At 41.3% G+C, this 11,900-nt stretch carries 12 protein-coding genes; 10 read left to right on the forward strand and 2 right to left on the reverse strand.

Going from position 1 to position 11,900, the window contains the following annotated elements; genetic code table 11:
• Positions 1-21: 21 nt before the first annotated feature.
• From ACZ427_RS18660 to ACZ427_RS18690, 7 genes are all read left to right on the forward strand, one after another.
• Positions 22-504, forward strand: a complete 483-nt coding sequence (locus ACZ427_RS18660; RefSeq protein WP_461177326.1) for a Na+/H+ antiporter subunit E — start codon at positions 22-24, stop codon at positions 502-504.
• On the forward strand, positions 504-788 hold the full coding sequence (locus tag ACZ427_RS18665; RefSeq protein ID WP_461177325.1) for a Na(+)/H(+) antiporter subunit F1: 285 nt from the start codon (positions 504-506) through the stop codon (positions 786-788). Before ACZ427_RS18660 ends, ACZ427_RS18665 begins: the two co-directional genes overlap by 1 nt.
• The gene (locus ACZ427_RS18670) at positions 766-1,134 is read left to right on the forward strand and encodes a Na+/H+ antiporter subunit G (RefSeq protein ID WP_461177324.1); all 369 of its coding nucleotides are present in this window, start codon (positions 766-768) and stop codon (positions 1,132-1,134) included. Before ACZ427_RS18665 ends, ACZ427_RS18670 begins: the two co-directional genes overlap by 23 nt.
• A gap of 88 nt (positions 1,135-1,222) precedes the next feature.
• Complete coding sequence (locus tag ACZ427_RS18675) at positions 1,223-1,666, forward strand: small multi-drug export protein (protein WP_461177323.1); 444 nt, start codon at positions 1,223-1,225, stop codon at positions 1,664-1,666.
• 99 nt (positions 1,667-1,765) lie between these two features.
• On the forward strand, positions 1,766-2,374 hold the full coding sequence (gene wrbA, locus ACZ427_RS18680) for an NAD(P)H:quinone oxidoreductase (protein ID WP_461177322.1): 609 nt from the start codon (positions 1,766-1,768) through the stop codon (positions 2,372-2,374).
• A gap of 108 nt (positions 2,375-2,482) precedes the next feature.
• Positions 2,483-3,754, forward strand: coding sequence for a cytochrome P450 (locus ACZ427_RS18685; protein ID WP_461177321.1), 1,272 nt, complete (start codon positions 2,483-2,485; stop codon positions 3,752-3,754).
• A gap of 172 nt (positions 3,755-3,926) precedes the next feature.
• A complete protein-coding gene (locus ACZ427_RS18690; protein WP_461177320.1) occupies positions 3,927-4,727 on the forward strand; it encodes an ion transporter in 801 nt (266 codons plus the stop codon).
• Between the two features lie 99 nt (positions 4,728-4,826).
• Here the strand turns inward: ACZ427_RS18690 and ACZ427_RS18695 are convergent, their stop codons facing one another.
• On the reverse strand, positions 4,827-5,846 hold the full coding sequence (locus tag ACZ427_RS18695; protein WP_461177461.1) for an LLM class flavin-dependent oxidoreductase: 1,020 nt from the start codon (positions 5,844-5,846) through the stop codon (positions 4,827-4,829).
• Between the two features lie 170 nt (positions 5,847-6,016).
• On the opposite strand from ACZ427_RS18695, the gene rlmN reads away from it, so the two are divergent.
• Positions 6,017-7,102, forward strand: a complete 1,086-nt coding sequence (gene rlmN, locus ACZ427_RS18700) for a dual-specificity RNA methyltransferase RlmN (protein WP_461177319.1) — start codon at positions 6,017-6,019, stop codon at positions 7,100-7,102.
• A 449-nt stretch (positions 7,103-7,551) separates the two neighbouring features.
• Here rlmN and ACZ427_RS18705 read toward each other — a convergent pair whose 3' ends face one another.
• Positions 7,552-8,445, reverse strand: coding sequence for an EamA family transporter (locus tag ACZ427_RS18705; protein WP_461177318.1), 894 nt, complete (start codon positions 8,443-8,445; stop codon positions 7,552-7,554).
• 154 nt (positions 8,446-8,599) lie between these two features.
• On the opposite strand from ACZ427_RS18705, the gene ACZ427_RS18710 reads away from it, so the two are divergent.
• A complete protein-coding gene (locus ACZ427_RS18710) occupies positions 8,600-9,394 on the forward strand; it encodes a DUF4097 family beta strand repeat-containing protein (RefSeq protein ID WP_461177317.1) in 795 nt (264 codons plus the stop codon).
• A gap of 135 nt (positions 9,395-9,529) precedes the next feature.
• Positions 9,530-11,578 carry a catalase gene (locus ACZ427_RS18715; protein ID WP_461177316.1) on the forward strand — a complete coding sequence of 683 codons (2,049 nt, stop codon included), beginning with the start codon at positions 9,530-9,532 and terminating at the stop codon, positions 11,576-11,578.
• Positions 11,579-11,900: the final 322 nt, after the last annotated feature.

Consider the following 11,900-nt stretch of genomic DNA (forward strand, 5'->3'; position numbering starts at 1 on the left):
GGAAATAGGAGGTGAATGCAGATGCCGGGCCAGTTTTTATTGAATTTAGCTATCGCGTTTCTCTGGATGTTTTTTCAAGATGAAGATGAACTAAGGTTTTCAACATTTGTTGCAGGATATCTTGTTGGTATTGGAATCGTATTTCTGATGCACCGGCTCTTCGGAGAACGCTTTTATTTATATAGACTTTACGCTACACTCAAGTTGATTCTTATATTCACTTCGGAGCTGATACAATCCAGTGTCCATGTGTTAAAACATATTTTACGTCCGAAAATAAGGATTAAACCGGGTATTTTTCGATATGAAACAGAACTGCGTGGGGAATGGGAAGTACCTGCACTTGCCCTGCTGCTGACGTTGACACCGGGGTCTGTTGTGATGGAAGTAACACCTGAAGGGAATGCTTATTATATCCATGCAATGGACGTGGAAGAATCTAAAGAAATGCTGTTGAAATCTCTTTCCAAATTTGAAAAAGCAATCATGGAGGTGACCAGGTAATGGTAGCAATTATGCTTTCTTCTGCACTTGTATTATTCGGAATAGCCGGTGCAATTGCACTTATACGCATTATCATTGGTCCAAGTTTACCTGATCGCATTATTGCCTTGGATATGATTGGGGTTATTCTCGTTTCTGTGATTGCAGTAATTTCTGTTTTGCTTGATACTACGGCATTCCTTGAAGTTATACTGATATTAGCTATTTTAGCTTTTATCAGCACTATTGCCTTCTCCAGATATATAGAGAGGGGTGTTGTCATTGAACGCAAGCGAAATAAGTGAATTCATAGCTGCATTTCTCATTTTGATTGGTTCAGTAATGGCAGTTATCAGTGCAATAGGAATCATACGCTTTCCGGATGTTTATACCCGTTCGCATGCTGCTACGAAAAGTTCGACATTGGCGGTGCTATTAACACTGTCGGGTGTGTTTTTATATTTTTGGGTAGTACAGTCATTTCTAAGTGTACGTATTCTGCTTGGAATCATATTTGTGTTTTTAACTGCACCTGTTTCCGGTCATCTGATAACCAGGGCTGCATATCGCAGAATGGTGAAGATGGCAGATGCTACAGTAGAAGACGAATTATATGATGTATTGCATAGAAAAAAGGATGAAGGCAGGTAGCCTGTAGAACGTTACAAATACTTTTTGAAGTATGTGTAACTATGATTTATTGCCGGAGGCTGGTGAAGGCCTTTTAAAGGAGGCGCTTATGTTAGTTGAATATGCATTGGTATTTATTGCGGCTGCAATTCCCTGGTTCGAAATTGCTTTTGTCATTCCTGTGGGAATCCTCCGGGGACTGTCACCATTCTGGGTGATGCTGCTCGCATTTGTTGGCAATTTGGCCACGGTTCTACCTGTTATTATTGGGTTTGAAAAGATGAAAATCTGGTTTGCAAAGCGACAGGAGAAAAAAGGAAAAGCACCTTCAAAGCGAAATGAACGTGGAAAGAATATCTGGAACAAATACGGGCTTCCTGGGTTATCACTTTTGGGGCCGATTTTAACGGGAATCCATATTGCTGCATTCATTGCAATGTCCTTAGGTGCTGAGAAGAAAAGTTCGATTTTCTGGATGACACTCAGTCTTGCGGTATGGACATTAGTGTTTGGCATAGGAACCATGCTTGGATTGGATATTTTCTTACAATGATCGGTACAACTCATTTATGAATAATTACATGAGGTGTGGGGAAAATAATATAGGTGTAAGTATCTGAAAAATTTGTGCGATGAAGGGGAGGCAAATAAAGTGGAAAACGTTAAATTAGCGATCATTTATTACAGCTCAACAGGAATAAACCATCAAATGGCAAAATGGGCTGAAGAAGCAGCGAAAACTGCCGGCGCAGAAGTGAAATTGGTAAAAGTACCTGAACTTGCCCCTGACGCCGCAATCGACTCAAATCCTGCCTGGAGAGAACACGTGGAAGCAACAAAGGATGTACCGGAAGCTACGTCCGATGATGTTGAGTGGGCGGACGCCATTCTTTTCAGTACACCGACCCGATTTGGAAATGTGGCAGCACAAATGAAACAGTTTATTGATGTACAGGGTGGTCTTTGGGGCGCTGGAAAAACAATTAATAAAGTTGTAAGTGCCATGTCATCTGCATCAAATCCGCATGGTGGTCAGGAAGCAACGATTCTTTCTCTATATACGTCCATGATGCATTGGGGAGCGGTTATCGTACCACCGGGTTATTCCGATCAATCTTTATTTGGTGCTGGAGGTAATCCGTATGGTACGAGTGTCACCCAAGGAGAAGATGGAAAAATGATAGAAGATGTTCAAGCCGCAGTAGAGCACCAGACAAAACGAACAATCGATATTGCAGCACGGGTTAAAGCTGGTAATTAGTAAAGAAAAAAGCTGATGGATCATCAGCTTTTTTAATTTGTTTTATATTCTGTTCTCAGGGAAAGCTATCTAGAGCAACTATCATGATTAAAGGAGAGCGTGTTCCAGATGAATTCAACAACTTCAATCCCTAGAGAGAAAGGGCTGGATAACAGCATGAAATTGCTGTCAGAAGGCTACCGGTTTATACCTGATAGGATGCAGCGCTTTAACTCGAATATTTTCCAGACAAGATTACTGGGGCAAAAGGTAATTTGTATCAGTGGCAAGGAAGCAGCTGAAGTGTTTTATGATAATGAGTTGTTTAAACGAAAGGGTGCTGCACCAAAACGTATCCAAAAGTCCCTGTTTGGTGAGGGTGGTGTACAAGGAATGGACGGGGAAGCGCACCGCCACCGCAAGCAGCTGTTTATGTCTTTGATGACTAGGGAACGGCTGGTTTCACTCAACGATATAATGAAAGACCAAATCAATATTGCGCTGAAGAAATGGGAGAACATGGACGAAGTTGAACTTTTCTCGGAAGCTGAGGAAATGTTATGCAGAACAGCCTGTCAGTGGGCAGGGGTACCTTTATGGGCCAAAGAATTAACACTGCGCACAAAGGATCTTGGTGCAATGATTGATGCATTTGGTGCAGTTGGCCCAAGACATTGGCGGGGAAGAACAGCACGCCAACGGACAGAAAAATGGATCAAGTATCTGATTGAAGAGGTACGTGAGGGAAAGCAGAAGGCAAGTGAGGATACAGCATTACACGCAATGAGCTGGCATCGCGATTTGAATGGTGAATTGCTTGATTTAAAAACAGCTGCTGTGGAACTTATTAATATATTACGCCCGATTGTGGCCATTGGACGTTACATCACATTTGGCGCGGTGGCTTTGCATCATTATCCAGAAGAACGTGATAAATTAGCAGCGGGTGATAGCAATTACAGCCGGATGTTCGTTCAGGAGATTCGCCGTTTTTATCCGTTCGGACCGTTTTTAGGGGCAAGAGTACGTAAAGACTTCGAGTGGAAAGGACATACATTCAAGAAGGGAAAGTTAATTCTCCTTGATATCTATGGAATAAATCACAGTCCGAAACGATGGAAAGATCCACATACATTCCAGCCGGAGCGGTTTAAGGATTGGGATGGCAGTCCCTTTGATTTTATCCCACAGGGTGGTGGAGCGTATGATATTGGTCATCGCTGTGCAGGGGAGTGGATTACGATTGAATTGATGCAAGTAATCTTAAAATTTTTAACGAAGCGGGTAAGTTATGATGTTCCTCCACAGGATTTGAGCTATAGTATGGTTCGAATGCCCTCGATTCCGGAAAGCAGATTTGTGATAAAAAACGTCAGACGAAAGAAAGAAACAGTTTCCTGAGATATAGAAGTCCCCCTTAAAGGAAGACAGATAACTTTTGTTTTCTATTAAGGGGGGATTTTTTGTTTACTACATGTTAGACCAAACAATGCAAAAACTGTCTTAGTGATGGGATAGATGACAATCATACAGATAGACAGTAAAATAAATGGGAAGGAGGATAGAATGAATCATGAACAATTTTAGAAAAAAATGTGCAAAAATTGCCGGCCATCCATTATTTTTAAATGTGATTATCGGTCTAATTCTTATCAATGCAGTTTTGGTCGGACTGGAAACATACAGTTACTTCGCTGAAAATTACGCGGATTGGATATACATAGTTGATCAAATCCTGCTTTGGATATTTACAATTGAAATCGTCATACGGTTAATTGGCAGCAAATCGATTGGCTCTTTTTTCAAAGAACCATGGAATGTATTTGATTTTGTAATTGTGGCCAGCGGACATATTCTGATTGGAGCCCATTATGTGACTGTTTTACGGGTGTTGCGGGTACTTCGAGTCTTGCGGGCAATTTCGATTATTCCATCACTCCGTAAGATGGTAAATGCATTATTGCTTACAATCCCCTCAATGGGAACAATCATGTTGTTACTCGGTATATTTTTCTATATTTACGCAGTGATTGGGACGATGTTATTTCAGTCTATTGCTCCTGAATATTTCGGTACACTCCATATGTCTTTATTAACCCTATTTCAGGTGATCACGCTCGAGTCCTGGGCAAGTGGCGTGATGCGCCCGATACTAGCGGAAGACCCTTCTTCATGGTGGTACTTTGTTACATTCATCACGATTGGAGCATTTGTGATTATTAACTTGTTTGTTGGTGTAGTGGTAAATAATGTAGAAGAAGCAAACAGGGAGGATAATCCTTCACGTGAAGAAATTAAATTGGCAGAAGTTCAGAAGGAATTGCAGGAAATTAAACAGCTGTTGGGAAAAGATGACAGGCGCACACCTTCTTAGTTAGGCTAATAAGGAAATCGAGCGAGACGGCCGAAAAGGCTTCCTCGCTCGATTTGTGTGCTGTAGTTCGCTCGAATCCATCCACAACCACGATTCACATTAGTTTTCGGACATTAATTCCGATACAATCTCATAGGAACGCAATCGATCTTCCAGATTATAAATCTGTGATGTAATAATCATTTCATCTGCCTGTGTTTCCTTTTGGAACTTCTCAAGCCCTTGTTTAACCGTTTCAGGGCTGCCGATGATTGTTGTAAGTGGATCAAGAGATTCTTCAACAGCTGCTTTCTCCATCGGGGACCATTCCATCTTTTCAACTGGCGGCTGCAGCTTGGACGGCATTCCTTTACGGATATTCAAGAAGTTCATCTGCTGGGATGTAGCGAGATACTTCGCCTTTTCATCGGTGTCTGCGGCAATAACATTCACACCCACCATGGCATATGGCTTCTCCAGTGTCTCAGAAGGCTGGAAATTATCCCGGTACAGTTTTAACGCCGGAATTGTATATTGTGGTGCAAAATGACTGGCAAAGGAGAAATATAATCCTTTTTGTGCGGCAAGCCTTGCACTGAAGTCACTTGATCCCAGGAGCCAGATTGGGATGTCCAACCCTTGTCCAGGAACTGCCTTTACACGTGAAACTGGTTCATCTGCAAAGTAATCTTGCAATTCATTTACCTGCATTGGGAAATCCTCAGGGCCTGTGTTTAGCGTACGACGCAATGCATAAGCAGCAGCCTGGTCACTTCCCGGTGCACGTCCTAACCCTAAGTCAATTCGCCCCGGATAAAGCGATTCAAGTGTGCCGAATTGTTCCGCAATTACAAGGGTGGCATGGTTTGGCAACATAATCCCGCCGGAACCGACGCGCATGTGATTCGTTTTTTCCGCAATATGTCCAATGATTACTGAAGTTGCTGAGCTGGCAATACCTGGCATATTGTGGTGTTCTGCCAGCCAGAAGCGGTGAAACCCGAATTTTTCGACAGCCTGAGCCAGTTTTACACTTTCCTTAAACGACTCTCTTGGACTACCGCCTTCTTTGACTGGAGCTAGATCCAGTACAGAGAGGGGGATATTGTTGAATTTTTTTATGTTCTGGTTCGTCAAAATGACCCACTCCTTCAAAATGTTTCTTATTATGTAATGATACGGGTTTGCTAAAGCATCGTCCAATGATTGGTTTTAGAATCCGCAGGCAAATATTACAGCAAAAACCATTTGCCTCAAGTGCGTACATGAAGTAATATGTAAGATAGCAATAAACTGAAAGAAGGTATACAATGAGTAAAACCTCCGTTTACGGACTGACATATGACCAATTGACTGACTGGCTGAAAGAACACGGGCAGAAACGTTTTCGCGTAGATCAGGTCTGGAATTGGCTTTATAAAAAAAGGATTACCCATTTTTCTGAAATGAAAAATGTTAATAAAGAAACGATTGAATTGCTGGAAGAGAATTTTGTCCTGCACACGTTGGATCCGGAGATTAAACAGGAATCCAAAGACGGAACGATTAAGTTTCTATTCAGGCTGGCTGATGGTAATCTGATTGAAACCGTGCTGATGCGCTTTAATTACGGGCTTTCCGTTTGTGTGACCACACAGGTTGGCTGTAATATTGGCTGTAGTTTCTGTGCGAGTGGCCTGCTGACGAAGAGCCGCGACCTTTCAAGTGGAGAAATCGTTGAACAAATCATGAATGTACAGAAACATCTCGATACACAGGGTGGAGATGAGCGTGTAAGCCACATCGTCGTTATGGGCATCGGAGAACCGTTTGACAACTTTACGAACCTTATGGACTTCCTTTATGTTGTAAATGACGACAGAGGGCTTAATATTGGCGCTAGACATATTACAGTTTCAACAAGCGGTCTGGCCCATAAAATTTATGAGTTTGCCGATACAGGCATCCAGGTAAATTTGGCTATCTCCATTCATGCACCTAATAATGAATTGCGTTCTAAAATTATGAAGATTAATAAAGCATTTCCAATTGAGAAACTCATGAAATCTGTGGACTACTATCTGGAGAAAACGAACCGTCGGATTACGTATGAATATATTATGCTTAGGGACGTAAATGACCACAAAGAAGAAGCGGTTGAATTGGCGAAACTGTTAAAGGATCACCGTCATCTCGCATATGTTAATCTGATTCCATATAACTCTGTTGATGAACATAATCAATACCAGCGAAGCGAATCAGAAACCATCCAGACCTTTTTTGAAACCTTGAAAGAGAATGGTATTAATTGTGGAGTGCGCTGGGAAAACGGTGCTGACATTGACGCTGCTTGTGGTCAGCTTCGCAGTAAACAGATTAAGAAGAAAAAACAACCAAGTAAATCAAAAGCGGTATAAAGTGAAGGAAAACGCGTCTACTCGGACGCGTTTTTTAGCGTTTAAGAAATCAGCATGGCGCCATCATCTATAATGAAAACAGCTAATTTAACCAGAAGCTGTTCTTTAAAAGATTGGGACAGCGGTTACTCGTCCCACCAATCCCCCCTGTTGCTTTTGACACAAAAGATATAAAAGACGAAGTAACTGCTGGGTTGATTTCCGCTGCGGACCGTTGCTTTTTAGCGGGCACGGCTTCAGCCTCCTCGAGAAACCCACTCTGCGGGGTCTTCAGACACGTGCTGTTCCCGCTGGAGTCAACGGTCCTCCGCTTCAATCAACCATCATAAGAGTGTATGACTATGCTTGTTATATAATTAAGCAACACAAGTGTGCTGATGAAATTGCAGAACATCTAACCAGCGTAGTGTATTTCCGTAGCGAGTAATCGCATCAACCATAATTTCAAGTTACTTCGTATAATACCGTAATTTTGAGCTGCCAATCTCATTCAGTATTATGGCAGCAAGAATTAAGACAATACCTCCCCATTGCCAGGCTGTCACAGTTTCGGAAAGTATTAGACTCGCAGAAATTATTGCTACAGGCAACTCTACGGAGCTTAATATATTTGATAGTCCATCCGGAACAAGATGAGCTCCCATTGCAAAAAAGAGTGGTGGTAAAACTGCTCCAAACAGTCCTACACCTGCAGCTATCAGCCATAATGTATCACCAAATGCAGGAATGGCCGGGATTTCCTGCATGAATATCACCAGTACCAGGATAAGCGACCCTGTTACCATAAGCGAGCTGCGGATCCAGGGATCAACATCCGTTGCCACCTTACCACTAAAAAAGATGAACCCGGCATAGCAAAAAGCTGCAAGCGTACCTAGAACAAACCCGATAATAGGCAAGTCTTGTATGGTACCTCCGATAACATTGGAAGCAAAAAACACCCCTGTTAAAATCAAGACAATTGCCCCTAATGTAACAATTGTTGGTCTAATTTTCGAAAACACCCACTCAAATAATATCCCGATCCAAACAAATTGGAAGAGTAAAATAATCGCCATAGAAGCAGGTAAATACTGAATGGATCCATAATAAAAAATACTTGTCAACCCGACGAATGCTCCTGTAATCATTACCCGGGAAATGTTTTTTTTCGTTAATCCTTTGAAACTCGAACGCCTGGCGAGAGCAATTGTCCATAAAAATAAAAAAGAAATGATCATCTGGGCAATATTTAGCTGTCCCAATGAATAACCATTACCAAAAGCCAATTTAGCAAAAATAGGTGTGAAACCGAAACTCGCGGCTCCTATTAGTACAAAAATAATTCCTTTGTTTTTATGCATGCTCAGTCGCCTCCTCTCTGTCAACAAACCTATCTTATCATATCCGTATCTCTATTTGGCGGGAAAACGTTATATTTTTGAACTGGTCAACTTGATAAAGGTTATCTATATTTATGAAAGGGACGGAACGAAAAGGGGAGGGGGAGAAGAAGTCATGCGTAACTTAGTAAAGGTAATTGCTATTGTACTTATGATTGTATTTGTTATAGGGATGTTGAAGATTGCCTGGGGGTTTGCTTCATATGAAACTTTAAAGGGAAGCGAGGATTTTCCTGCAGATGACGTAGACCAGTTGAGAATATCGAGTGAAATAGCTGATGTTCATGTATTACCATCGAATTCTGATGCTATTGAAGTTGTCTGGACAGGAAAAATCAGGGGCAATACGAAAGTAGACCTGGAGTTGAAATCAAACACGCTAAATGTGGATATTGAAAGGAAAAATATCTTTAATTTTTTCCAATTCGGCTTTCATTTCGGATCATTAAGTGTCGATGTATTTATACCTGAAAAACAGTTCACAGAAATTGATATGGAAAACAATATCGGTGACTCACATATTTCTGATGTAAGTACCAGGGAATTGATTGTTCATACGGATGTAGGCGATGCAACCATTGAAAATGTGGAAACAGAATTGCTTGAGGTTGAATCGAATGTCGGGGATATGAGAATCAATCATTCAAGCGGGTTTCTCTCAGCCGTTAATGATGTTGGAGATATTCATATTATTGCTGAAAGCATTTCAGACGATATGGAACTCCAGACTGATGTCGGAGGTATTCATATCAGCCTTTCCAGTGTTCCTTCCGATGTATCCTTTCGTGCAGATACAGAAATAGGATCGACATCCGTATTCGGAGAAAATGGCAGCTATATCATCAAAGATGGTGATTATTCAGTGGACATGAAAACAGATGTAGGAGATATCGAGGTAGTGGCGGAATAACCCTTGTCTAGTAGATTTCCTCATCCTAACATTAACACTTAAAAAATCCCACTTATCGCTTTAATTCATTCATAATATCCCAACCTTTGGAGAAAATAGCAAAATGTAAGCAACACATAAGGAAGGGGTAGTTCTATGAGTGATGAGAATAATAAGGTAAATGAAAAAAGCAAGCAAGACCAGCTGGAACAGTTTAAGGTAGATGATTCAAACAAAAAAATGACTACAAACCAGGGGTTAAAGGTCTCTGAGGATGAACTTTCTTTAACAGCAGGTGAGCGCGGTCCGACGTTGATGGAGGATTTTCATTTTCGTGAAAAAGTGATGCATTTTGATCATGAGCGGATACCAGAGCGGGTTGTGCATGCACGCGGATCTGCGGCACATGGTTACTTTGAACTGTACGAGTCGATGAAACCATATACAAAAGCAAAATTTCTCCAGACGCCGGGAACAAAAACCCCTGTATTCACACGGTTCTCTACTGTGGTTGGAGCTCGTGGATCAACCGATGTTCCACGTGATGTACGCGGTTTTGCGACAAAATTTTACACCGAGGAAGGGAATTACGATTTAGTAGCCAACAATATGCCGGTATTCTTCATACAGGATGGAATGAAGTTTCCAGATATTGTACACGCAATTAAACCTGAACCACATAATGAGATTCCTCAAGCCACAGGGGCACATGATACATTTTGGGATTGGGTCGCCAACAATCAGGAATCTGCTCACCAGGTCATGTGGCTGATGTCTGACAGGGCATTACCGAGAAGTTTTCGGATGATGCAGGGATTTGGAATACATGCCTTCCGTTTTGTGAACGAAGAGGGTACATCACATTTTGTAAAATTTCATTGGGCACCAAAGCTTGGCGTACATTCCTTAGTGTGGGATGAAGCACAGAAAGTTTCCGGGAATAATCCAGATTTCAACAGGCAGGATTTATTTGATTCCATTGAAATGGGGAATTATCCGGAGTTTGAATTAGGTGTCCAGATTATTGAGGAAAAAGATGAATTTGCTTTTGATTTTGACATATTGGATCCAACAAAATTATGGCCGGAAGAGGATGTTCCTCTCAAAATAATCGGTAAGCTTGTATTGAATAGAAATGTTGATAATTTCTTTTCAGAAACGGAGCAAGTCGCTTTTCATCCGGGCAATGTCGTTCCAGGTATTGATTTTACCAATGATCCACTGCTTCACGGAAGGTTATTCTCATACACGGATACACAGTTGCTTCGTCTGGGTGGTCCGAACTTTCATGAAATACCGATTAACCAGCCTGTATGTCCTTTTCATAACAATCAGCGTGGAGGTTTTCACAGAACTACGATTAATAAGGGGCAGGTCTCTTATCATAATAATTCCCTCTCAGCAAACCATCCAGCACCTGCTACGGAAAAAGAGGGTGGATATGCTCATTATCAGGAAAAGGTGGATGGAAAGAAAATTCGCCAAAGAAGTGCCAGTTTCGAGGATCATTTCTCCCAGGTCAAGATGTTCTGGAACAGTATGAGCTCTCATGAAAAGCAACACATCATTGATGCTTTCAGTTTTGAAGTCGGAAAAGTAAAGAGTATGAGTGTCCGGCAGCAGGTCGTGGAAATGTATGCAAATGTTGACACAGAATTAGCAACAGCCTTTGCAAAAAATGTTGGAGCTAAGCCACCAACGAAAAAGGGTTCTGATGTGACAAAATCTTCTCCTGCTGTGAGTCAGGCTAACACTACTAAAACAGCGGCAACCCGTAAAGTGGGTGTAATCATGACAAACGGTTTTAATGATGCAGTGATTAAGGAAATTTTACATGGGCTGCATGCAGAAGGTGTTGTATACGAAATCATCAGCGGCACTCAGGAAATGATAACAGGAGCCGGTGGAGAAGAATTAATGGTTAACCATAGTTTCTCGACGACCGATTCTGTTTTATATGATGCGCTCTATGTTGTTGGCGGAAGTGGAGAAGATGCTGAGTTCCATAAAAATACAACCTATTTTGTGAAGGAAGCCTTTAAGCATTACAAGCCAATCGGAGCAACTCATGAAGGCATACGCTGGCTAGAAGCGAATAATATGATCGGTAGCCCCGGTGTAGTAAAAGGGGACGATCAGCAGTTTGTTAAACAGTTTGTGGAAGCAATTGCGATGCACAGGCACTGGGAACGACAGGTTATTTAACAATAAAATAAGCTGGGAGTATAATGCTCTCGTCTTATTACTTAAAGCTTCAGTGTCAGTAAGAGTGAGGATAATTCAACCCTCACTCTTTTCTTTTGGCTAATATGTATATCTAAGGGCCTTTTTATTAATTTACCATGATTTATATCTAAATAAGGAGAGGTAGATTCGTCAGATTTTCCTCGATTAAATTTTAAATTTTATCGATAGTTTATAGAGAAAAAGCATGTTTTCAATTGTGATTACATGTACACATAAAAAGAAAACATGTTTACAAAATAGTTTACAAAAGTACACAATTATGAAAACATGTAAACAAATA

It is taken from the genome of Virgibacillus ainsalahensis (genome assembly GCF_055380755.1).

What these genes read in the sequence shown, in the direction of transcription:
- ACZ427_RS18710 (WP_461177317.1), top strand. Translation starts at nt 8,600, where the DNA reads ATGCGTAACTTAGTAAAGGTAATTGCTATTGTACTTATGATTGTATTT.
- ACZ427_RS18685 (WP_461177321.1), top strand. Translation starts at nt 2,483, where the DNA reads ATGAATTCAACAACTTCAATCCCTAGAGAGAAAGGGCTGGATAACAGC.
- ACZ427_RS18675 (WP_461177323.1), top strand. Translation starts at nt 1,223, where the DNA reads ATGTTAGTTGAATATGCATTGGTATTTATTGCGGCTGCAATTCCCTGG.
- ACZ427_RS18660 (WP_461177326.1), top strand. Translation starts at nt 22, where the DNA reads ATGCCGGGCCAGTTTTTATTGAATTTAGCTATCGCGTTTCTCTGGATG.
- rlmN (WP_461177319.1), top strand. Translation starts at nt 6,017, where the DNA reads ATGAGTAAAACCTCCGTTTACGGACTGACATATGACCAATTGACTGAC.
- ACZ427_RS18715 (WP_461177316.1), top strand. Translation starts at nt 9,530, where the DNA reads ATGAGTGATGAGAATAATAAGGTAAATGAAAAAAGCAAGCAAGACCAG.
- ACZ427_RS18665 (WP_461177325.1), top strand. Translation starts at nt 504, where the DNA reads ATGGTAGCAATTATGCTTTCTTCTGCACTTGTATTATTCGGAATAGCC.
- ACZ427_RS18705 (WP_461177318.1), bottom strand. Translation starts at nt 8,445, where the DNA reads ATGCATAAAAACAAAGGAATTATTTTTGTACTAATAGGAGCCGCGAGT.
- ACZ427_RS18690 (WP_461177320.1), top strand. Translation starts at nt 3,927, where the DNA reads ATGAACAATTTTAGAAAAAAATGTGCAAAAATTGCCGGCCATCCATTA.